We start from the raw sequence: 21,328 nt of genomic DNA on the forward strand, positions 1-21,328 counted from the left end.
TACGCTCTCGGTTCGGAGAACGGGCTACTCTCGACGCTCGTCGCGTGTGTCGGCGTCCGCGTCGGAACCGTCTCCCGCCCCGTCGACGGTCTCGGCCGCCTCGGCGCCCTCCGTGGCCACGCCGTCCGCGAGGTCGGCCGCGATCCCGGTGTAACCGGCCGGCGTGAGCGCCCGCAGCTCCTCGCGGACGGCCGGGTCGACGTCGAGGTCGTCGAACAGCGCCCGGAAGTCCTCGAGGGTCACCCGCGAGCCGCGGGTGAGCTCCTTGACGCGCTCGTAGGCGTCGGTGTCCCCCTCGCGCCGGAGGATCGTCTGGACCGCCTCGCCGATCACCTCGGGGGTCGCCTCCAGCTCCTCGCGCATGACGACCTCGTTCGGCACCACCTTCGCGAGCCCGTCGGCGGTCTTCGAGTAGCCGATCAGGCAGTGCGCGAACGCGGCCCCCACGTTGCGTTTCACGGTCGAGTCCGAGAGGTCGCGCTGGAGCCGGGAGGTGGTGACGTAGTCGGCGAGGAAGACCAGATCGGCGTTCGCCTTCGAGAGGTTCCCCTCGGCGTTCTCGAAGTCGATCGGGTTCACCTTGTGCGGCATCGTCGACGATCCGGTCTCGCCCTCGACGGCGCGCTGCCCGAGGTAGCGGTCGGAGACGTACAGCCACGCGTCCAGGTCCAGATCCAGGAGGACGTTGTTCACGCCCCGGAGCGCGTCGAACAGCGCCGCGAGGTCGTCACACGGGTTCACCTGCGTCGCGAGCGACGCGTGGTCGAGCCCGAGCCCCCACACCACGGAGCGGGAGACGCCCCGCCAGTCCACGTCGGGGTAGGCGGCGACGTGGGCGGCGTAGGTGCCGGACGCGCCGGCGAGCTTGCCCGAGAGTCCGTCCACCGCGGCGTCGACGCGGCCGAGCGCGCGACCGAGCCGCGCGGCGTAGACGGCCATCTCCTTGCCGAAGGTCGTCGGCGTCGCCGGCTGGCCGTGCGTCCGCGCGAGCATCGGCGTGTCGCGGTGCTCGTGAGCCAGCTCGACGAGCGCGTCGCGCACCTCCCGGACCGCGGGCACGAGCACCTCGCTGACCGCCGGCCCGACGAGCAGCCGGTGTGCGAGGTTGTTGACGTCCTCGCTCGTGAGGCCGAAGTGGATCCACGGGAACAGCGCCTCGGGCTCCGCGATCGAGCCGGACTCGCCCAGCTCCGCCAGGCGCACCCGCAGGAAGTACTCGATCGCCTTCACGTCGTGGTTGGTGGCGGCGTATCCGGCCGCGCCCTCGACCTCCAGGTCCTTGATCAGCCGGGCGTCCTCCGCGGAGAAGGACTCGTGGAGGTCGCGCAGGGCCGCGGCCTCCGCCCCGTCGAGCGCGACGGGCGTCGCCTCGAGTTCGGCCAGCTCGATCAGGTACTCCACCTCCACGCGGGTCCGCGCCCGCATGAGCGCCGCCTCGCTCGCGTACGGCGAGAGCGGCGCGGTTCGGCCGGCGTACCGCCCGTCGAGCGGGGAGACGGCCGCGAGGGGGTCCGAACGGGAGAGTCCGGGGATCGGGTCGTCGATCATGTCCGCGAGTGCCCACGGCGCGCGCAAAAGCGTGTCGATGACGCTACCCACGGAAGTGTATACTCTCGCCCCGGTATCGGCGATCGTTCCATCGTCTTATCCTCGATCGTGTATATTCGCCCGGCGACGACCGTAACGGATAAACGCGGGCGGTCGGAGGGATCGGACATGAAGATCGCCGGACTCGCCAGCAACCGGGGACGGAACCTGCGACACATCGCCGACGTCGCGCCGGGCGGCGCGGAGCTGTCGGTCGCCCTGACGAACCGCGAGGGCGCGCCGATCATCGAGGCGGCCGCCGAGCGGCGGATCCCGACCGAGGTCGTCGTCCGCGAGGAGGGCGAGTCGCGCGAGAGCCACGAGCGACGGATCCTCGACCGGCTCTCGGGGTACGACTTCGACGTCGTCTGTCTGGACGGCTACATGCGCGTGCTCACGGAGGAGTTCCTCACGGCCGCCCCGACGACGCTGAACGTCCACCCCTCGTTGCTGCCGGCGTTCCCCGGCACCGACGCCCACGAACAGGTTCTCGAGGCGGGCGTCAGGACGACCGGCTGTACCGTCCACCTCGTCACCGAGGCGGTCGACGACGGCCCGATCCTCACCCAGGAGCCGGTCCCGGTCTACGCCGACGACGACGCCGCGTCGCTGAAACGGCGGGTGCTCCAGGAGGCGGAGTTCACCGCGTACCCGCGGGCGGTCCGGTGGTTCGCGGAGGGGAACGTCGAGATAGAGACCGACGACGACGGGATCCCGCGATCGGTCCGCGTCGACGGCGACACCGGCGGTTCCTTCCCGGCCCGGCGGTTCGTCTCGGAGGACCGCGCCGACTCGCTGCGCTACGGCGAGAACCCCCACCAGGACGCCGCGCTGTACGCCGATCCCGCCTGCGAGGAGGCGAGCGTCGTCGGGGCCGAGGCGCTGAACCCCGGATCGAAGGGGATGGGGTACAACAACTACAACGACGCCGACGCCGCGCTCGGGCTGATAAAGGAGTTCGACGAGCCGGCCGCCGCCGTGATCAAACACACCAACCCCGCCGGCTGCGCGACGAGCGACACGCTCGCCGACGCGTACGACCGCGCGCTCCGGACCGACGCCAAGTCGGCGTTCGGGGGGATCGTCGCCCTGAACCGCCGGTGTGACGCCGACACCGCCGAGGCGATCGCGGAGTCGTTCAAGGAGGTCGTCGTCGCGCCCGGCTACACCGACAGCGCGCTCGACGTGCTCACGGAGAAGAAGAACCTCCGCGTGCTCGACGTGGGGCCGCTCGGCGAGGGGGAGGACCGCTTCTCCGAGCGGTTCGTCGAGAAGCCGATCGTCGGGGGGCGGCTCGTCCAGGAGCGCGACCGCCAGTCGCCGACCGCCGACGACCTCGAGGTCGTCACCGAGCGCGAGCCCTCCGCGGAGGAGATCGAGACGATGCTGTTCGCCTGGCGGACGCTCAAACACGTCAAGTCCAACGGCATCCTGTTCGCGACGGGCACCGAGACGGTCGGCGTCGGCATGGGGCAGGTCTCCCGCGTCGACGCCGTCACGCTCGCGGCGATGAAGGCGGAGAAGGACGCGGAGGGGAAGTCGGCCGAGGGCGCGGTGATGGCCTCCGACGCGTTCTTCCCGTTCCCGGACGCGATCGAGGAGGCGGCCGACGCCGGCATCGAGGCCGTGATCCAACCCGGCGGCTCCGTCAACGACGAGGACGTGATCGCCGCCGCCGACGAACACGACATGGCGATGGCCTTCACCGGATCGCGCTGTTTCCGCCACGACTGAGCCGGCTACCGTCCCGTCTCGCTCTACCGCTTCGACCCCGTCTACCGTCCCGTTCCCGATTCGTCTCCCTCCTCCCGCAACCCGTCGACCAGGTCGCGGAGCGTCGCGAGCGGGTACTGGCCGGGTGCGGTCGCGTCCGCCGCGTCGACCGGCGCGTACCCGATCCGCGAGCCGTACAGCGGGGCCACGGCGCGGGTGTGTCGACCGGGTTCGCCCATACACATCGTCGCGACCCGGTGGCCCGCGGCGGTCGCCTCGTGGGTCGCGCGCAGCATCGCGAGCGCGTCCTCGCGACCGTTGGCGGTGGTCGCCAGCTTCCCCACGTCGCCCTCGTTCGCCGCGTCCGCGAGAAGGTCGACGAGCGTGCCGACCTCGGGGGTGGACTCGAAGTCGTGGACGGAGGCGATCACCTCGACGCCCGCCTCGCGGGCGCTCGAGCGGAGCGCGGTCGCGTGCGAGCGCTCGCCGGCGGGCGCGTTCCCCCGGAGCGCGGCGAGCTCGACGTCGACGGCGACGACCGCGTCGTGGGCGAGCGCCTCCGCGAGCGCGTCGTACCGCCCGAGGTCGTCGGCCTCGCCTCCCTCCCAGTCCGCGCGGTTCGTGACGACGAGCGGGAGTTCGCCGTCGTAGGCCGCGAGCTGCTCGAGCGGATTGTCGGCCAGATCCATGCGGAACTCCACGGCGTCGGCCGCCCCGCGGGCACGTGGCTCCGCGGACAGGTCGGCGGTGCTCGCCGCGAGAACGAACTCCTCGAACATGCCCGGAGCTTCGGCGGTGGGGAAGTTAACTCTCCCCGTCCGGCCCCGACTCCGGTGGGACGCCCTCGACGCGTCCGGCGCGGACGGCCCGGAGCCAGCCGGCGGCGACCGCGAGGAGGCCGCCGCAGAGCAGGACGACGGAGAGCGCGTCGAGGCCGTCGGCGACGCCGTCGAGCCCGAGCGCGACGATCGACCCCCCGAGCGCGACGATCGCCAGCGCGCGGAAGCGGTCGGGCGTGAGGTCGCGGCCGGCGACGGCCTCGACGTCCGCTCCGGCGAGCAGGTACGCGACGCCGGCGAGCCCGCAGCCGACGCCGGCGACGACGAGCGCCGCGCGGCCGCCGCCCGCGCCCGTGGTGACGAGGAACCAGCCGGCGACGAGGACGAGCGAGCCGCCGGAGAGCAGGTCGCGGGAGCGGGACATGTCGTGTGGTCGGAGTGGTGAAAACGAGCGAGTCGTCCGCGCTACGCGACGAGGCCGTCCTCGGCCTCGAGCAGCTCGTGGTAGCGGTTGCGGATGGTGACCTCGGAGATGTCGGCGACCTCCGAGACCGCGGCCTGCGTCGTCTTCTCGTTGGTGAGGAGGGCGGCGGCGTAGACGGCGGCGGCCGCGAGGCCGACCGGCGACTTCCCGGAGTGGACGCCCTTCTCCTTCGCGTTCTTCAACAGGCCCTTCGCGCGCATCTCCGACTCCTCGGAGAGCTCGAGATCGGAGGCGAACCGCGGCACGTACTGCTCGGGGTCGGCGGGCTTGACCTCGAGTTTGAGCTCGCGGACGACGTAGCGGTACGTCCGGGCGATCTCCGCCTTCTCCACGCGGGAGACGTCGGCGATCTCGTCGAGGCTGCGCGGGACGCCCGCCATCCGGGCGGCGGCGTACACACAGGAGGTGGAGACACCCTCGATGGATCGGCCGGGGAGCAGGTCCTCGTCGAGCGCTCGGCGGTAGATGACCGAGGCGGTCTCGCGGACGTTGTCCGGCAGCCCTAACGCCGAGGCCATCCGGTCGATCTCGCCGAGCGCCTGTTTCAGGTTCCGTTCCTTCGAGTCGCGCGTCCGGAACCGCTCGTTCCACTTGCGGAGCCGCTGCATCTTCTGGCGCTGGCGCGCGCCGAGCGACCGGCCGTACGCGTCCTTGTCGCGCCAGTCGATGTTGGTCGACAGGCCCTTGTCGTGCATCGTGTTCGTCGTCGGGGCTCCGACGCGGGACTTCTCGTCCTTCTCGCGGGAGTCGAACGCGCGCCACTCCGGCCCGCGGTCGACCGAGTCCGCCTCGACGACGAGTCCGCAGTCCGCACACACCGTCTCGCCGTGCTCCTCGTCGTTGATGACCTGGCCGTCACACTCCGGACAGCGCAGCGTCTCGTCGGTGCTTTCCGATTCCTCCTCCGTCTCCCCGCGGGTGCGACTCCCTCGGGTATGTAGTCGTTCGGTCATAGCTCTCTGTCCCCCGGTGTAATCGAGAACGCTCGGGAGCAGTCTTGTCCGGTAGACGGGCGAACGTAACTTAAAAGACCCGGAACGTGTCGCCGCGCCGGCGACGAATGAACACGATCGATGACGATGTATCCTCACGGGAGCGTCGACGAGCGTCGACGAGCGTTCGTCGGTCCGGCGGCCGACGAACCCGCCCGCCGGATCCGCCGTGCGATCCGAACGTTTTCGAGCGACGGGGGAGAACCCGCCACCGATGAGCAACCCCCGTGTCGTCTCGCTCGCGCCGAGCGCGACCGCGACCCTCTCGGCGCTCGACGCGGCCGAGTGCCTGGTGGGCGTCACTCACCACTGCGAGCCGCCGCCGACCGCCGGGTCGGCACACGACACCGATCCCGTCGCCGTCGGCGGGTGGACGACCCCGTCTCTCGACCGCGTCGCCGAACTCGACCCGGACGTGGTGTTCACGAGCGACGGCCTCCAGGCCGGGATCGCGGAGGAGTGTCGCGAGCGAGGGCTCGCCGTCGACCACCGCGAGCCGGCCACGCTCGCGGACGTGCTCGAGGGGTTCCGCGGGATCGCGGACGCGGTCGGCCGCCCGGGCGCGGGCGCGGAACTGGCCGCCGAGGCCCGCGAGCGGATCGAGGCGATCGGCGACGCGGCTGCCGGCACGGGCGGCGACGCGACCGACACGGCCGCGGACCGCCCCGTCGTCTACTGCGAGGAGTGGTCGGACCCGCCGATGGCCGCGGGCAACTGGGTCCCCGACGCGGTCCGGGCGGCCGGCGGCCGCTACCCGTTCGTCGACGCCGGCGAGCGCTCCCGCGAGGTCGACCCGGAGGCCGTCGCGGCCGCCGATCCGGATCAGGTCGTCGTCCACGTCTGCGGCCGCGGCGACCGGGTCGACCCCGCGACCGTCGCCGACCGGGAGTGGATCGACGCGCCGGTCCACGTGATCGACGACTCGCTCTTGAACCAGCCGAGCCCCGCGCTGATCGACGGGATCGAGCGGCTCGCGGGGCTGTTCGCCGACGAGGGGGAGCCGTGACGACGGACCGGGGCCTGCGGCTCGGCGTCGGCAGCGGCAACCCCGCCAAGCGGCGGGCGGTCGAGCGGGCGCTCGAGGCGGTCGGGGCGGACGGCTCCACCGAGGCGGTCGGGGCGGACGGCTCCACCGAGGCGGACGGAGCCGCCGGATCGCCCGGCGCGGTCGAGTCGATCGAGGCGGTCCCGGTCGACTCCGGCGTGAGCGAGCAGCCGACCGGCCACGCCGAGACGGTCGCGGGCGCGGAGAACCGGGCGGCGGCGGTCCTCGAGCAAGGCGCGTACGACCTCGGCGTCGGCCTCGAGGGCGGCGTCGCCCGGTTCGATGGCATCGACGGCCTCTTCCTCGTGATGTGGGCGGCCGTCGACGACGGCGACCGCGCCGGCCGCGGCGCGGGGCCGAGCCTCCGGCTCCCCGACGGCGTCGCCGCCCGGATCGAGGGTGGAGCCGAACTGGGACCGGTGATGGACGACGTGCTCGACACCACGGGCGTCGCGCGACGCGGCGGGGCCGCCGGCGCCCTGACGAACGGAAGCCTCGACCGCGACGAGGCGCTCGCCGCCGCGGTCGCCGGGGCGCTCGGCCCCTTCGTCTCCGACCTGTACTGACACGGGACCGATCCGGGCCCGTCTCCCGGAGGGGTCGGTTCGGGGTTCGAGATTCGGAGTTCGTACCGGAACGGCCCGTCGGCGGAGGGCGGACGAGCCGATATCGCGTCGAAACCGCACGACGTGGCGGTGTTAACCCGGTCTACCAACCGCCTTTTGAGGGTAGCCTTCCTGTGTGGTGACATGAGCACGGCACGCGCGGAGCCCGTCGCGGTCGAACCGACCGGCCTCTCCGAGAAACAGACGCGGATCCTCGAGTACCTCCGAGCCAACGCGGACGACAAGACCTACTTCAAGTCGCGGCTGATCGCCGACGAGCTCGGCCTCTCCGCGAAGGAGGTCGGCGCGAACATGGGCGCGGTCGCCGACGCGGCCGGCGACGTCGATGTCGAGAAGTGGGGCTACTCCTCGGGCACGACGTGGATGGTGACGGCCTAGCGGCGATCACGGGTCGTAGCTGACGAGCGAGGCCGCCTCGTCGGCGAGCGCGACCGCGTCGGCGTCGAAGGAGTCCGCGTACCGCACGACGAGCGTCAGGAGTCGCTCCGGCTCGGTCAGCTCGTAGCCCTCGCTGCGGTCGAGGAGGCCGGCGGTGGCCAGATCGCCCGCCGCGGCGCTTATCGTCGGCCGGGAGACGCCGAGCACGTCGGCGAGCTCCGCGCCGGTCGAGTCGGGATCGGATAACAGCGCGAGGATCATCCCGCGCGGCGTCTCCCGGCGGAGGTAGCCGAGCGCCCGCTTGTCGAGGTCGTCGAACCGGCCGGCCGGGAAGTACCGGCGGTAGTCGGCGTCCTTCGCCGACTCGATCTCGCCGTCCGCCTCGAGCTTCCGGAGGTGGTGCTGGGCCTCGCCCGTACCGAGCCGGAGGTCGTCGCGGAGCTTCGAGAAGTGCGCGCCCGGGGTGGCGGGGACGTACCCCCGGATCGCCTCCCGCGTCTCGTTGGTGTCGTCCGCGGCCCTCGCGGTTCCGACGAACGGGGCGGCCGCTCCGACGGCGGCGAACCGCCGCAGCGTCCGACGTTTCCGCTCGTCGACCTCTTCGGTCACGCTCCGTGGTACGCGATCGCCCGGCAAAAGCGCTTCGTTCGGGTCGGAAACGGCCGAATCCCGCCTCAGCTCTCCTCTGCCGGCTCGACCTCGCCGTCGGGGACCTCCTCGTCCATCTCCTGGATGACCTCGTCGGCCGACTTGATGTTCGCGCCGGCGTCGCCGGTCTTGACCGCCTCGGCCTCCTTCTCGAGCTCCTCGACGTCCATCTGGGCCGCCTCGTCGATCTGCCCGAGGATCTCGTCGATGTCGTCGAGCCCGAGCATCTTGCGGGTGTCCCCGTCGAACTCGAGCCCCTCGAGACCCTCCATCTCCTGGACGTCGGATCCGGAGAGCGCCTTGCCGTAGCGGCCGACGAGGCTCGTGAGCTCCTGCGGGAGCACGAACGTCGTCGACTCGCCCTTCCCGATCTCCTCGAGCGTCTCCATGCCGCGCTCGATGATCGCGCGCTCGCCCATCGACTCCGCCGAGCGCGCGCGAAGCACCGTCGAGATCGAGTCGCCCTGCGCCTCGAGGATCTGGCTCTGTTTCTCCCCTTGCGCGCGGATGATGTTCGACTGCTTGTCACCCTCCGCCTGCTCGACCGCCGAGCGCCGTTCCCCCTGCGCCTCGAGGATCATCGCGCGGCGGCGGCGCTCCGCGGAGGTCTGTTGCTCCATCGCCTGCTGGACGTCCTTCGAGGGGTTGACCTCGCGGACCTCGACGCTCTCGACGCGGATCCCCCACTCGTCGGTCGGCTCGTCCAGCTCGCGGCGGATCTTGGCGTTGATCTCCTGGCGTTTGTTCAGGGTGTCGTCGAGCTCCATGTCGCCGAGGACGGCCCGGAGCGTCGTCTGAGCCAGGTTCGAGACGGCGTTCTTGTAGTCGTCGACCTCGAGGAACGCCTTCTTCGCGTCCATCACCTTGATGTAGACGACCGCGTCCGCCGTCACCGGCGAGTTGTCCCGCGTGATCGCCTCCTGGCGGGGCACGTCCAGCGTCTGCGTCCGCATGTCGAACGCGTACGTCCGCGAGACGAACGGCGGGATGAAGTTGATGCCCGGCTCGAGCAGCTTCCGGAACTCGCCGAACACCGTCAACGCCTCCTTGTCGTAGGCGTCGACGATCTCGACGGACTGCCAGAGCGTGACGACCACCAGCATGAGAAACAGGAGGCCGACGCTCACCAGTCCGAAACCGGTTTGGAGGGGAAGTGGGTCCATACCGTGGGTTAGGCCATCGGACGCTTAATAGTTCGCCCGCGGACCGGCCTCGGGCGTCCGGATCGGAGCCGTCGGACCGAGTCCGCGCCGCCGAGCGGATAACAAACCCTAAAAGCGGGGTCGTCGACCGATCCGGTATGTCTCTGCGGGTCGGTCGGCTGGGCCTCGCCGACGCGGTCACCGTGGCCAACGCCGCGGTCGGCTTCCTCGCGGTCGTCGCCGCCACCGTCGACGCCGCCCTGGCGGCCCGGCTGATCCTGCTGGCCGCCATCGCCGACGGCCTCGACGGCGTGGTCGCCAGACACCGGGGGTCGACGCCGGCGGGGCCGTACCTCGACTCGCTGGCGGACGTCGCCTCCTTCGGCGTCGCGCCCGCCGCCCTCGTGGCCGCCATCGTCCTCGGCGACGACCCGGCCGCCGCGGGTCCGCTCCTCGTCGCCGGCGGCCTCGGGGCCGCGGCGCTCTTCGTCGCGATGGCGGTCGCCCGGCTCGGGCTGTACACGGCCTACGACAGCGGGAGCCGCGAGACCGTCGGCGTCCCGACGACGCTCGCGGCGACGGTCCTCGCCGCCGCGGTGCTGGCGGGCTACACCGCGGCGGTCCCGCTCGTCGTCGCGACCGCGGCCTTCGCGGTGCTCATGGGGTCGACGGTGACGTACCCCGACCTCCACGCCCAGGACGCTCTCGTGATGGGGTTCGTCCAGGCGGCGGTGGTGGTGACGCCGGTCGCGCACGCGCTCACGGCCGCGCTTCCCCCGTGGATCGGCGAGGGGTTCGCGTTCGCGCTGTTGTTCCTCTCCGGCGGCTACCTCCTCCTGGGTCCGCACTTCTACTGGGGCGACGGCATCCGACCGCCCGAGGAGGACGTCGAGCGGGCTTAAAACCGACGTGAGAGCCACTCGCGGCGGAAGCGAGATAGCGAAAAAAGGATCCCGGCGGAGCCGTCTACAGCAGCTCGTCGAAGTCCTTGTGGCGGGTGATGTCGACGCCCTCCTCGGTGACGACGGCGACGTTGATCCCGTTGCCCGAGGCGAGGTCGCGCTCGACGGCGGACTGGATCGCCTTCGCGGCGATGCCCTTCGCCTCGTCGACGGTGACGTCGTCGTGGTACTCCTGTTCGAGGACACCCAGGGCGTACTGCGAGCCGGAGCCGGTGACGGTGTACTCCTCCTCGGTGGTGCCGCCGAGGGCGTCGATGGAGTAGATGTGGGCTCCCTCGTCGTCGACGCCGCCCAGGATCGGCTGGACGATGAAGAACGCGCCCGTCCGGAGGAGGTTGCCGGTGAGCGTCGAGAGCGCCTCCATCGACATGTCCTTGCCGCGGCGGGCCTCGTAGAGGTTGGTCTCCGCCTTGAGCGTGGAGATGAGGTTCTGGGCGGCGGAGACGGAGCCGGCGATGGTGAGCGCGCCGCGGGGGTGGACCTCCTCGACCTTCTGGACGTCCTTCGAGGAGACCATCCCGCCGAGGGAGGCGCGCATGTCCGTCGCCATCACCACGCCGTCGGCGGTGCGGATGCCGACCGTCGTCGTGCCGGTCTTCATCTCGCCCTCGCCGTCGGCCTGTGCGGCGCGGCGCTCGCTGTGTTCGAACTCGCCGAGCTCCGGGCCGAAGACCGGCTGGTCGCGGCCGAGTTCGAGGGACGCCCCGTCGGAGAGATCGTCGGTCGGTGTTCGCATTACCGCCTCGTTGGCCCCTCGCGCTGATAAAGGCAACCCTTCGGGGACCGGCCGCCGGTTCCGACGACCATTTCCGGGGTGGAAACCGGTCGGGAGGAGAGCGGCCGGAACGGGCCGAAACCCGGCGGACGATCGGAGAGTCGAGGGAGCGGACGACCGCAGCGGCGGCTCGCGGGTGTCGGGTCGGACGGACCTCGAAGAAGCGTTCGCTCGGATTACTCCTCGGCGGCCTCGATCGCCTCGGTGGTGGTCTCGACGAGCCGGTGGACCGGGATGTTGATGCCGAGTCGCTTGCGGGCGAAGACGGCCACGGGGAACGCGGAGATCCCGATGGCGACGGTCGCCTGGTGGAGCCCGAAGAGGGCCGCCGTGCGGATGCGGTCGAACATGGGTCTTCGATGGTCCGCAGTCGAGGGTCGTATATATACTTTGTGACCGACGCGCCACACCTACCCCGGCGCAGTCTAGCGATTCTCTCGAACGTTTCGGATCCGTTGAACGTCCGCCGTCGGATCGCGATCGAGGCGTATCCCAAGCCCGTCGAACCCGACTCGTTTCCATAAGTTATGAGAATCCCTCGGTGCGCATGCGCCTACCTGCACCGGCTCTCGGCGGGGGGTCGTCGTGGGCGTCGACGGGCGCTCGCCGTGGCCGTCGGCGGACGCCCACGGTCGGCGTCGGCGGACACTCACGATCGGCGTCGACGCCGCAGCACGGCCGTCCGTCGGCACGGTCCGGTATCGAACGGGCTATTACGGGTCGCGTTCCTACCGGATTCCGTGAAGAACGTCACCGACCGCACGCGCAACCCGTTCGGGATGCGGCCGGACTGTGCCGCGTTCGTGCCGGGGTACGGCGACGCCAACGCCGACTTCCACGTGATCGGCGACCACCCCGGCGTCCACGGCGGTCTCGAGGAGCGGATCCCCTTCACCGGCGAGCCGTGGTCGCCGGCGTTCCTCGGCGCGCTGACCGACGCCGGCCTCCTCGCGGGGATCGACGAGGGCGACGGCCCGGCCGGAACGGGAGACGACGATCCCGGCCGGGTGTCGACGGACCGGACGTACCTCTCGTACCTCCACATGTGTCTGGCCGACGGGGAGCCGACCGCGGCCTCCTACGACGACATGGACCGGTACTTCGACGCGGAGCTCCGGGCCATCGCCGCACACGTCCTCCTCCCGGTCGGCGCGAAGGCCACGGACCACGTCCTCCGGCAGTACACCGCCCGCGCGTGGAAGACCGAGGTCGACATGGACGCGCTCCACGGCGAGGAGCTGCTCGGGTCCGGATGGCTCGTCCTCCCGATCAAAGACCCCGCGGAGTGGGACGACGGGGACGCCGACGAGCTGGTCGAGGGGCTCCGGCGGCTCCGCTCGACCGACTTCCGGCGCGAGACCGACCTCGGCCGGTTCATCGCCGGCAGCGACCCGTACCTCGTCAGGTGATCGGAGACGGGGCGACGGGTGGAGGCTGGGGCGGCATCCTCGCGCCACGGGCGCGCCGTCGCGGAAGCGTCGAATTCCGACCCGAGTACGGGGACGAGATCTGACGTTCGTCCCGAAATAGACGCGTTCACCCCGAGGATCGGTGAGATTCACTCGCTCGGGGCGGTCATATTTGTCGCCACTGCTCGAATTTTATACGATACCCGGCTTTCGTTTTCGTGACGCCCGGATCGATCGGGCGTCGGCCGCAGGACTGGTACTCCAACGTGCGGCTTGGTCAGGACCGGCCCGCACGGGCCGGTTTTCGACGCAAGCCGGTATTTCGACGTAAGGCCGTGTTTCGGCGCGAACCGGACTCAGGCGTCGCCCTCGATCAGCGCGTCGACGTACCGCCCGACGTGGTCCTCCATCCGCCGCTTGAACCCGTTTTGCCGCGCGAGTCGATCGATCTCCCGCGAGACGTACGTGCCGTACTGGACCGCCTTCTTGTCGGCCGTTCGCGCCGACTCGGGGACGCGCCCGGCCGCGGCGCGTCGGAGCGCCACCTTCCGCTCGTCGGGGGTCGCGAGCAGCTCGCCCGGCAGCCGGAGCGCGGCGTCGACGACGCGGTCGTCGAGCAGCGGCGCGACGGGCTCGACTCCCGCGGCCCGCAGCGCCGGCACGTCGCGCTCGAGCTGGTCGGGCAGCGTCCGGACCGTCTCGGTCCGCGCCCCTCGGACCGTGTCGGCGTCGACCCGGTCGTCGTCCGCGGGGTCGACGATCTTGCTGTAGCCGCCGAACAGCTCGTCCGCCCCCTGGCCGACCGCCAGCCGGTCGACCCCGTCGGCCGCGGCCGCCTCCGCGGTCAGGTATAACGGAACGGCGATGTTGAGGTCCATGGGGTTCCGGCGGCCGGTCGCGGACGCGATCTCGGGGATCGCCCGCCGGAGGTCGTCGTGCGAGAGCGACACCACCCGCAGGTCTAGACCCATCTCGGCCGCGGTCTCGCGCGCGGCCGCGACGTCGTGACACCCCTCGAACCCCGCGACGTAACACGGCGCGTCCGGGACCGCGCTCGCGACGAGCGCCGAGTCGACGCCGCCGGAGAACGCGACGGCGACCCGGCCCGTCGAGGGGTCGGCCGTCTCGGCGGCGAACGCGTCGAGGGCCCCCTCGATCGCGTCGTCGACGGCGGCCTGGGCGGTTTCCGGCCCCGAGGGAGCCGGCGTCGGGAGCGGCCAGCGGCGGTCGGTTCCCGACGCCGAGACGACCGACCCGGCCGGGACCGGCTCCGGGCTCCGGAGGTCGCGCCGGTCGAAGCTCCACGACCTCGGCTCGGTGGGGTCGGTCGCGTCGGCCTCGACGAACAGCGGCTGGCGGCCGAGGACGTCGCGGACGAGGACGGGTCCGCCGGCGACGGTCCGGTCCGTCTCGTCGACCGCCGCGGGGGGATCCGCCAGCAACCCGGCGAATCCACGGGTCCCGGGGAGCGGGTCGCGGTCGCGGATCGCGTCGGCGACGAGGCTCGGGGACGCGCCCCGGAGACGACTCGCGTCGGATCGGTCGTCGGTCATCGGAGCCACCCCGGCGCGGCGCGAGTCGTTCGCACGGTCACCGGAGCCCGTCGATCGTTCGGAGGGCCCGGCGTTTCGCCCCGCCGGCGAACTGCCGGAGCGAGACGCGCCACGGCGTGCGTTTCCCGACGACGCTGGTCCGACCGTCGGCGACGGCCTCGAGGATCGCGTCGGCCGAGCGCTCGTCCGCGCCGACCTCGGTGACCGCCTGCCCGACCATCTCGGAGATGTGCGCGTCGCTGCCGGCGGTCATCGGGAGGTTCCGTCGGACGGCGAACGTCTCCGCCTGGCGGTTCGCGCGGCCGGTGAAGAGCCGGGAGTTGTACACCTCGATCGCGTCGGCGCTCGCGAGCTGCTCGTCCGAGACGTGCGCGGCGACGCCGTGGCGGGTCTTCTGGAACGGGTGGGGGACGACCGCGATCCCGCCGGCCTCGCGGATCCGGTCGAGCGTCTCGTCGAAGGGGAGCCCGCTCGGGACGAGCTCGTCGATCCCGAACGCGAGCACGTGGCCCGCGGCGGAGGTCACCTCCATGCCGACGATCCCGACGAGCCCGTAGTCGGCGGCCTTCTCGGCCGCCTCGATGCTCGCGTCGATCTCGTCGTGGTCCGTGACGGCGAGCGCGTCGAGCCCGACCGCGGCGGCCTGCTCCAAGAGGAGGTCGACCGGGTCGCGCCCGTCGTGGGACAGCGCCGAGTGGGAGTGCAGCTCGACCGATAACACGGCCGAACCTTCGGGAGTCGATTAAAAAAACTCCCCGGTACGGGGTGTCCGGACGCTCCCGCGCCGCCGCGCTCCCGGCGGCTCGACAAGAACACGCTTAAGCGTTCGGGCGTCGACCGGTCGAACGGGAACAGCACAGCTGCGGATCCGACGCGCCGGGGCCTCTTCGCCCACGGCTTGGGAACGTAGCGGTGCACCGCCGCCCGGCGGCGCGGTAGCGGCCCGTCTCGGGCCCGTCGGACCCGCTCGCGTCCGCGAGCGCTCCGAGAGTCGCGTCACGCGGGCGGCGGTCACGTACTCGCGGTTGTGCCGTTCCAACTCAACCAATGGCACGAATGCACACGCGCCGTCGCGGTTCGTCCGGTTCGGACAAGCCGGCGACGGACGAGAACCCGGAGTGGAGCGACGTCGACGCCGAGGACATCGAGTCCCGCGTCGTCGAACTGGCGGAGCAGGGCGACGACCCGAGCGTCATCGGCATCAAGCTGCGCGACGAGGGCGTCAAGGGCGTCCCGGTGCCCGACGTCAAACTCGCCACCGGCAAGAAGGTCACCGAGATCCTCGAGGAGCACGACGCCGAGCCCGACCTGCCCGAGGACCTGCGGAACCTGCTCGCCCGCGCGGTCCGCCTGCGCGAGCACATGGCCGAGAACGGACAGGACTACCAGAACAAGCGCGCGCTCCAGAACACGGAGTCGAAGATCCGCCGGCTGGTGAACTACTACCGCGGCGACGAGATCGACGAGGACTTCGTCTACACCTACGAGAACGCCGCCGAACTCCTCGAGGAGTAGCCGCCGCACCGACACCGACACCGAACCGACCCGTAACCCACCACGCCGACCCACCGAACCGACCACACCGTGACCGAAACGACCGCCGACTCCGCGCACGCCCCCGACGCGCTCGCCAGCGTCCTCGCCGACGCGCCGTTCGTCCGGCTCGTCGCGACCGACGACGGCGACGCGCTCGCGGCCGCCGGCACGCTGGCTCGCGCCCTTCGCGAGCGCGGCGTACCGTTCCAGGTCCGGGTCGCCCGCGACCCGGTCCCGGACGCCGACGGCGACGACGTCGCGGTGGTCCTCGGGGCCGACCGGGGACCACGCGCGGTGCCCGGCGCGCGACGCCCCGCGAGCACGACCGCCTTCGCGGCCGCCCGCAAGCTGGGCGTCGAGCCCGATCCGGTGGTCGCGCTGGCCGGCGTCGTCGCCGCGGGCTCCGTGCCCGGCACCGACGGCTCGGGCGACGCGCTCGAGGCCGCCGAACGCGCCGGACTCGTCTCGCGACGACCCGGCGTGGCGGTGCCGACCGCGGATCTCGCGGACGGTATCGCGGCCTCGACGCTGCTCCGGACGCCGTACTCCGGCGACGTCGAGGCGACGCGGGCCGCGATCGCGGCGCTCGACCTTCCCGCGGGGCTCGACGAGGACGACCACCGCCGGTTGGCCTCGCTCGTCGCCGTCGACGTCGCCGCCGCCGAGGGCGCGAGCGCGCGGAGCGCGTCGGCGGTCGAGCGCGCGCTCCGACCGTACGCGCTCGACGCGGACGCGGCCCCGTTCGAGACGGTCGGCGGCTACGCCGACGTCCTCGAGGCCCTCGCGCGCGAGGAGCCGGGGACCGGCGTCGCGCTCGCGCTCGCCACCGATCCCGGGGACGACCTCCGGACGGCCGCCGTCGACGCCTGGCGCTCCCACGGCACCGCCGCCCACCGCGCGATCGACGCCGCGACGACCGGCCGGTACGACGGCTGTCTCGTCGCCCGCGTCGACGCGCCGGCGAGCGTGCTCCCCACGGTCGCCCGGGTCGTCCGGGACTTCCGGTCGCCGGAGCCGGTCGCGGTCGTCCTCGACGAGTCGTCGGGGCGGATCGCGGTCGCGGCGACCGAAGACCGGGAGATCGGCGACGCCTGCCGGTCGGCCGCCCGCGAGGCGGGCGGCGAGGGCTGGGGGGACGGAACCCGCGGCGGACTCGCCGTCGACGGGGACCCGACGGACGCGCTGGCCGCGCTCCGGGGGGCGCTATGAGCGACGACCCGGTCGCGGACGGATCGGCGGTCGCGACCGACGAGGAGGCCCCGGCCGCCGAGGCGGACGGGAGCCGGACCGCGGCGGTCCGGACGACCCATGCCGACGCCGACCTCGTCGCCGCCGCGCTCGCGCCCGACGACACCGACTCGATGGCGGTCCGCGTCGACGGCGGCGCGATCGACTGCCGGATCGAGCGGCCGACGACGGGCGGGCTGCGGTCGACCGTCGACGACTACGTGGTGAACCTGCGGGTCGCGGAGCGGGTCATCGAACGGGCGCGCGAACACCGAACCGCCGGCGAGACGACCGACGGCGAAACGGTCGCTGACGGTGAGACGGCCGGCGACGAGACGACCGCCGACGCGGCGGAGACACGAGACAGCGACACGGACACACACACCGACACCAACACATGAGCGAACGATCAGTATCCAAGAGCAGAGAACAGAAACGCTGGTACGACGTGCTGGCTCCCGAACAGTTCGACCGCGCGGAGCTCGGCGAGACGCTCGCCGACGAGCCCGACCAGGTGGTCGGCCGCACGATCACGACCACGCTGGGCGAGCTCACCGGCGACTCCAGCGCGAACAACACGAAGCTCACGTTCAAGATCACGGACGTGGGTAGCGACACGGCCTACACCGAGTTCATCAAGTACGAGCTGACGCGCGATTACCTGCGCTCTCTCGTCCGCCGTGGTGCCTCGAAGGTCGAGGCGTCGATCACGGTCGTGACGACCGACGACCACCGGATCCGCGTCCAGCCGGTCGCGCTGACGACGAAGAAGGCCGACCGCTCCCAGGAGAAGGCGATCCGCCGCGTCATGATCGACAAGGTCCACGCCGCCGCCGAGGAGCGCACCTTCGAGTCGTTCGTCGACGCGATCGTCGACGGCAACCTCTCGTCGGCGATCTACGCCGACGCGAAGACGATCTACCCGCTGCGCCGCGTCGAGGTCCAGAAGCTGACCCTCGAGGCGCGCCCCGAGGAGATCGCCGCCGAGGAGGAGGCCGCCGTCGACGTCGACGCCGACGACGTCGCGGTCGACGAGTAGCTTCCGGAGGACGCCGTTCCCTTTTCGATCGCCGCGCGACCGCCACGAGGAGCGACGATATCCGGGAGACGAAACGTTGAAACGCCACTCGGGCGAATCGCGGGTATGGAACTGCGGGTCATCGAGAAGACCGACACGGAACTCCGCATCGAGATCGCCGGCGAGGACCACACGTTCATGAACGTGCTGAAGGGCGCGCTGTTGGAGACCGAGGACGTCGCCGCCGCGACCTACGACATGAACCCCGAGCAGTCCGGCGGCCAGACCGACCCCGTGCTCACGGTGAAATCCGAGTCGGGCGATCCCCTCGACGCCGTTGAGGCCGCGGCGGCGTCGATCACGGACCGCACGGCCGCGCTTCGCGACGCCGTTTCGGCCGCCTGAATTCGATATCCGGCGCGGGTTGTGTTTAGATAAGCTGATTCTATGCGAAGGCAAACGCTCGTAACCAACTTTTAGTCGGCTCAACATGGCTGAACGTATTTTGTAAACTGTTTGTTCGTCGTTTTACTTCACGAAAGACACGTTCGACGGCATTCCGAGTCCCATGTGTGACGTGTTGAAATCGGAGCCCGTGACGATGAAGGGTCGCCTGTGACCACGGAGCACCATTGACCAGAAAGGTCGCATGATCAACCCGATGGCTTTCACGGAGTTCTGAGAGAAACATCGAGGATATTGCGTTCTTGTCGGATACTGTCGAGCGTAGAGTAGACGGTTCGTGTCGGAATCGACGGCAGCGTACAGCCAATATCACTCAGAGTTGACCTAGATCACGGTTTCACCGACCGCGACGTGATTCGAGTCAGAACCGTCTGTCGGCTGTAGATTGGCCTTCTGTACCCATCGACGGACGGTGGTTCGATGACGATCGACACTCAAAATTTCAAGAATTGAGACTATGTCAGAAAGTTATAGTTCAGCCAAATGGAGTCGGATATCGAATTTCATCGCCGGCTCGGGTGTCGCTCTCGCTTCAGAAAATCTAACTCGATATTATCGTTATCGCCGCAGAGGTGGTCGAACGAGAGTATGAACCACTCGATCTTTTGACCGCCTCATCCTTCGATCTTATCTCAACATCGCCTACAATCTTCGTCTCTTCCAGCCGTCGTCGACAAGTTGAGAGATTCGCCTCTCAAGCTGCTCGGTGTCGACAATGATATCGGCCGAATCGGCCTGACAGTACATTGGCTCGTACCCTACGCCAAGCGTGTCGGCCAGCAATTCGTACGGATCTTTGATCTTCTCCCCGAACAATTCTAGAAGCGTACAGTTTTTGGCGAAGATGATGTCAGTGAGTCCGGCTCCGTGCGGACCGACGACGATATCTGCTCTATTAAAGAGCCGAGCATTCTCGGAAAGCGACCGGTTCTCGAGACAGTATCGTTCGAAACCGTAGTCAGACAGTACATCCATTACCTCGCCTTCGTTGAGGACTCTACGCTCGACGGCGTTCGCTCGGGAGACGTAGACGTTGTCTCTCTCATCCGGTTCAGATTCGGTTAGTGCGGTCTCAAGAATCTCCCGTCGAATCCATTTGAAATCCGAGGCATGTCGCTCGGGATAGGACGGCACGATCAGATTGTGGACAATGTACTCCGGTTCCGTCGCACACACAATTTTCGACTGTGGCCACTCAAGCAGACGGAGCGTCTCCGCTACGAAGGGTGGCGCGTCGACTGGGATAAGAACCGTCACGTCTTTGCCGGTCACATCCTCGAATTCTCTTAAATACCGGATTTTCGGGACCGTCTCTACCATCCAATGGTAGTAGTTCGGATAGCGTGGCACGAGCGGCGCAACGATATTAAGAGTCACTGACGGGTCGTTAGTTTCGTACCATCGTAACAGTCGCCGAATTGGCACGTCACCGTAGAACAACTCTCGTGAAAGCATCTCCATCATCGCCTGCTGTACATGGTCTGGTGCCGCCGCAGTCTCCTCAACAATTTCGAAGCGGTCGGTCAGCGCCAATCCTGTTTCGGAGAGGATTCGACCTGCTCCAACAAGCGCGACGAACGATTTCGTATCTTCATTTATCACTATCGGAACTGTTCTACGCGCGCTGGCTCGGAGTTCATTCCGTGAAATCGTTCGAACGATGTTTCGTTCCACCAGAGGGTCAAAGACGGGACGACCGAGTCGTTTCCGAGTTAGTAAGTCGCTGGCCGCAACGAGCGTATCTCTGAGTCCGTCTGATTGGATTTTGCGCTTCAGTTTTCTGTACGCAAACTCGCTCGATCTCATCACTGTGTCTGTCTTCGGTTCTTGCTCATCGATATACCTTTCACCATCTGGGGATCTACTATCTCTTCAGAGGTACTCTCTCGATCCACGGATGGGCCTATTTACAACTCTCTATGCTCCGTTCTGTCGATAACGAACTAGATAGGTTCGTCGACTTCTGCTAGTACCATATCGAGGTTCGATCGAAGAATGTACGCGTTGGCGTTGATATAAACAGTGCCGTGGGACTCTTCGCATCCGAAGTTCTGCTCCAGAAACTCCACGCTGCTGGAGCCGACCGAGTCGCGATTCGGTGGTACTGTCGAGACCAACTCGTTCCCAGAACATGTCGTAGCGGCAAGCGTCAAGGACGAGAAGGTTACCGCAGTCTTCATCCATTACTCGCGTACCGTTCCCGTGGCGCAGTCTGAACAGGACGTTATTCACTTCACTGGGGACATATCGGAGCGCGCTCTTTATCGTCTTGATTGAGCCTCCGCTGACGTATATCTGTCTCGCTTTGCGGGGATGGTGGCGCATAGTATGGGGGGTCAGGCCGAAACAATAATACTGTGATTCTGGGAGTGTAGAACAGTCTCCAACTGTCGTTTTTAGATGGTCACGTTAATTTTGACGTGAATTGTGGTAGACAGGGATGGCTTTGAGCAGTCTTGAGCTGTCTATACCGCGACATTGCTAAAATTATTCGCAAATGATGATGGTCGTCGTTCTATTTCTTAAAACACACATTCAGTAGCATTTCGATTTCCATGTTGAATAACTTGAAATCGATAGCTGTCTTCAACGAGAATTGATCCAAGATAGTCTGCGTCGTCGACGAGAAATCCGATGTTATTCAGCTGATGGCGCCGGTGTAGTTCGGTTAGTAACCATCGTGTCGTCTGTTTATTTGTGGTTGGATAGAGGCTCAGGTGAATGATCTCGTTCGTCTGTGGATCAACCACGCCGTACAGCCAGAACTTCTGGCCGTGGAGGCGGATCATCTTTTCGTCAACCACGAGTTGATCCTCTGAAATGGTCGAGATCAGCTGTAGATCGGCTTTATGAACCTAGTTATGGATAGCGACATGACTCCGATCGATCTCAAATATCTCGAGATGCTTACTTACCTCACGTAGTTACATACCGATAAATGATATTAGATCCCTATTTCAATCGCCTATCGCGCGTTCGTCTCAGGATC

General features: G+C 68.7%; 22 protein-coding genes and 2 pseudogenes. 11 read left to right on the forward strand and 13 right to left on the reverse strand.

Annotated features, from left to right (window positions below; genetic code table 11):
• Window positions 1-24: 24 nt before the first annotated feature.
• Complete coding sequence (gene purB, locus AXA68_RS06995; RefSeq protein ID WP_080505171.1) at window positions 25-1,548, reverse strand: adenylosuccinate lyase; 1,524 nt, start codon at window positions 1,546-1,548, stop codon at window positions 25-27.
• Window positions 1,549-1,716: 168 nt separating this feature from the next.
• Here purB and purN point away from each other — a divergent pair, with 168 nt between their 5' ends.
• Entirely contained in the window at window positions 1,717-3,321 is a 1,605-nt protein-coding gene (purN, locus tag AXA68_RS07000; RefSeq protein ID WP_066414560.1) for a phosphoribosylglycinamide formyltransferase, read from the forward strand.
• A gap of 41 nt (window positions 3,322-3,362) precedes the next feature.
• Here purN and AXA68_RS07005 read toward each other — a convergent pair whose 3' ends face one another.
• From AXA68_RS07005 to AXA68_RS07015, 3 genes are read right to left on the reverse strand one after another with little or no spacing between them, the layout of a single operon-like run.
• Window positions 3,363-4,079 (reverse strand): type I 3-dehydroquinate dehydratase, encoded by a 717-nt coding sequence (locus AXA68_RS07005; protein WP_066414562.1) that lies wholly within the window; start codon window positions 4,077-4,079, stop codon window positions 3,363-3,365.
• 25 nt (window positions 4,080-4,104) lie between these two features.
• The gene (locus AXA68_RS07010) at window positions 4,105-4,503 is read right to left on the reverse strand and encodes a hypothetical protein (RefSeq protein WP_066414564.1); all 399 of its coding nucleotides are present in this window, start codon (window positions 4,501-4,503) and stop codon (window positions 4,105-4,107) included.
• Between the two features lie 41 nt (window positions 4,504-4,544).
• The gene (locus AXA68_RS07015; RefSeq protein ID WP_066414566.1) at window positions 4,545-5,516 is read right to left on the reverse strand and encodes a transcription initiation factor IIB; all 972 of its coding nucleotides are present in this window, start codon (window positions 5,514-5,516) and stop codon (window positions 4,545-4,547) included.
• A gap of 253 nt (window positions 5,517-5,769) precedes the next feature.
• Here AXA68_RS07015 and AXA68_RS07020 point away from each other — a divergent pair, with 253 nt between their 5' ends.
• From AXA68_RS07020 to AXA68_RS07030, 3 genes are all read left to right on the forward strand, one after another.
• Entirely contained in the window at window positions 5,770-6,561 is a 792-nt protein-coding gene (locus AXA68_RS07020) for a helical backbone metal receptor (RefSeq protein WP_066414568.1), read from the forward strand.
• On the forward strand, window positions 6,558-7,166 hold the full coding sequence (locus AXA68_RS07025) for a DUF84 family protein (RefSeq protein ID WP_066414570.1): 609 nt from the start codon (window positions 6,558-6,560) through the stop codon (window positions 7,164-7,166). The genes AXA68_RS07020 and AXA68_RS07025 overlap by 4 nt, the downstream gene beginning before the upstream one ends.
• 183 nt (window positions 7,167-7,349) lie before the next feature.
• Window positions 7,350-7,604, forward strand: coding sequence for a DUF7123 family protein (locus AXA68_RS07030; RefSeq protein WP_066414572.1), 255 nt, complete (start codon window positions 7,350-7,352; stop codon window positions 7,602-7,604).
• A 6-nt stretch (window positions 7,605-7,610) separates the two neighbouring features.
• Here AXA68_RS07030 and AXA68_RS07035 read toward each other — a convergent pair whose 3' ends face one another.
• Window positions 7,611-8,213 (reverse strand): winged helix-turn-helix transcriptional regulator, encoded by a 603-nt coding sequence (locus tag AXA68_RS07035; protein ID WP_066414573.1) that lies wholly within the window; start codon window positions 8,211-8,213, stop codon window positions 7,611-7,613.
• A gap of 65 nt (window positions 8,214-8,278) precedes the next feature.
• Window positions 8,279-9,415 (reverse strand): SPFH domain-containing protein, encoded by a 1,137-nt coding sequence (locus AXA68_RS07040; RefSeq protein ID WP_066414575.1) that lies wholly within the window; start codon window positions 9,413-9,415, stop codon window positions 8,279-8,281.
• A gap of 137 nt (window positions 9,416-9,552) precedes the next feature.
• On the opposite strand from AXA68_RS07040, the gene AXA68_RS07045 reads away from it, so the two are divergent.
• Window positions 9,553-10,296, forward strand: coding sequence for a protein sorting system archaetidylserine synthase (locus tag AXA68_RS07045; RefSeq protein ID WP_066414577.1), 744 nt, complete (start codon window positions 9,553-9,555; stop codon window positions 10,294-10,296).
• Window positions 10,297-10,360: 64 nt separating this feature from the next.
• On the opposite strand, the gene psmB is transcribed toward AXA68_RS07045, so the two are convergent.
• Both psmB and AXA68_RS17065 read right to left on the reverse strand, forming a co-directional pair.
• Entirely contained in the window at window positions 10,361-11,092 is a 732-nt protein-coding gene (gene psmB / locus AXA68_RS07050; protein ID WP_066414579.1) for an archaeal proteasome endopeptidase complex subunit beta, read from the reverse strand.
• Between the two features lie 215 nt (window positions 11,093-11,307).
• On the reverse strand, window positions 11,308-11,481 hold the full coding sequence (locus AXA68_RS17065) for a hypothetical protein (protein WP_198530031.1): 174 nt from the start codon (window positions 11,479-11,481) through the stop codon (window positions 11,308-11,310).
• Between the two features lie 390 nt (window positions 11,482-11,871).
• Between AXA68_RS17065 and AXA68_RS07055 the strand changes: the two genes are divergently transcribed.
• The gene (locus AXA68_RS07055) at window positions 11,872-12,540 is read left to right on the forward strand and encodes a uracil-DNA glycosylase family protein (RefSeq protein ID WP_066414584.1); all 669 of its coding nucleotides are present in this window, start codon (window positions 11,872-11,874) and stop codon (window positions 12,538-12,540) included.
• A gap of 356 nt (window positions 12,541-12,896) precedes the next feature.
• On the opposite strand, the gene AXA68_RS07060 is transcribed toward AXA68_RS07055, so the two are convergent.
• Together AXA68_RS07060 and AXA68_RS07065 are read right to left on the reverse strand one after the other, a co-directional pair.
• Window positions 12,897-14,093, reverse strand: a complete 1,197-nt coding sequence (locus tag AXA68_RS07060) for an asparagine synthase C-terminal domain-containing protein (RefSeq protein ID WP_066418423.1) — start codon at window positions 14,091-14,093, stop codon at window positions 12,897-12,899.
• 37 nt (window positions 14,094-14,130) lie between these two features.
• Window positions 14,131-14,814 (reverse strand): PHP domain-containing protein, encoded by a 684-nt coding sequence (locus AXA68_RS07065; RefSeq protein WP_066414586.1) that lies wholly within the window; start codon window positions 14,812-14,814, stop codon window positions 14,131-14,133.
• A 326-nt stretch (window positions 14,815-15,140) separates the two neighbouring features.
• Here AXA68_RS07065 and AXA68_RS07070 point away from each other — a divergent pair, with 326 nt between their 5' ends.
• The 5 genes from AXA68_RS07070 (at window position 15,141) to AXA68_RS07090 (ending at window position 18,279) form a co-directional block, all read left to right on the forward strand.
• Window positions 15,141-15,608, forward strand: a complete 468-nt coding sequence (locus AXA68_RS07070; protein WP_066414589.1) for a 30S ribosomal protein S15 — start codon at window positions 15,141-15,143, stop codon at window positions 15,606-15,608.
• Between the two features lie 69 nt (window positions 15,609-15,677).
• Window positions 15,678-16,838 (forward strand): exonuclease RecJ, encoded by a 1,161-nt coding sequence (locus tag AXA68_RS07075; protein WP_066414592.1) that lies wholly within the window; start codon window positions 15,678-15,680, stop codon window positions 16,836-16,838.
• A complete protein-coding gene (locus tag AXA68_RS07080) occupies window positions 16,835-17,257 on the forward strand; it encodes a KEOPS complex subunit Pcc1 (protein ID WP_066414594.1) in 423 nt (140 codons plus the stop codon). The genes AXA68_RS07075 and AXA68_RS07080 overlap by 4 nt, the downstream gene beginning before the upstream one ends.
• Window positions 17,254-17,895 (forward strand): 30S ribosomal protein S3ae, encoded by a 642-nt coding sequence (locus AXA68_RS07085; RefSeq protein ID WP_066414596.1) that lies wholly within the window; start codon window positions 17,254-17,256, stop codon window positions 17,893-17,895. The genes AXA68_RS07080 and AXA68_RS07085 overlap by 4 nt, the downstream gene beginning before the upstream one ends.
• A 105-nt stretch (window positions 17,896-18,000) precedes the next feature.
• Window positions 18,001-18,279 (forward strand): DNA-directed RNA polymerase subunit L, encoded by a 279-nt coding sequence (locus AXA68_RS07090; RefSeq protein WP_066414597.1) that lies wholly within the window; start codon window positions 18,001-18,003, stop codon window positions 18,277-18,279.
• A gap of 40 nt (window positions 18,280-18,319) precedes the next feature.
• Here AXA68_RS07090 and AXA68_RS15915 read toward each other — a convergent pair.
• The 3 genes and pseudogenes from AXA68_RS15915 to AXA68_RS17630 form a co-directional block, all read right to left on the reverse strand.
• Window positions 18,320-18,929, reverse strand: a pseudogene (locus AXA68_RS15915) (IS6 family transposase).
• A gap of 52 nt (window positions 18,930-18,981) precedes the next feature.
• Window positions 18,982-20,013 (reverse strand): glycosyltransferase family 61 protein, encoded by a 1,032-nt coding sequence (locus AXA68_RS07095; protein ID WP_232745060.1) that lies wholly within the window; start codon window positions 20,011-20,013, stop codon window positions 18,982-18,984.
• A gap of 735 nt (window positions 20,014-20,748) precedes the next feature.
• Window positions 20,749-21,263: pseudogene (locus AXA68_RS17630) on the reverse strand (IS6 family transposase); the annotation flags it as partial.
• Window positions 21,264-21,328: the final 65 nt, after the last annotated feature.

It is taken from the genome of Halorubrum aethiopicum (assembly GCF_001542905.1).
Lineage (GTDB): Archaea > Halobacteriota > Halobacteria > Halobacteriales > Haloferacaceae > Halorubrum > Halorubrum aethiopicum.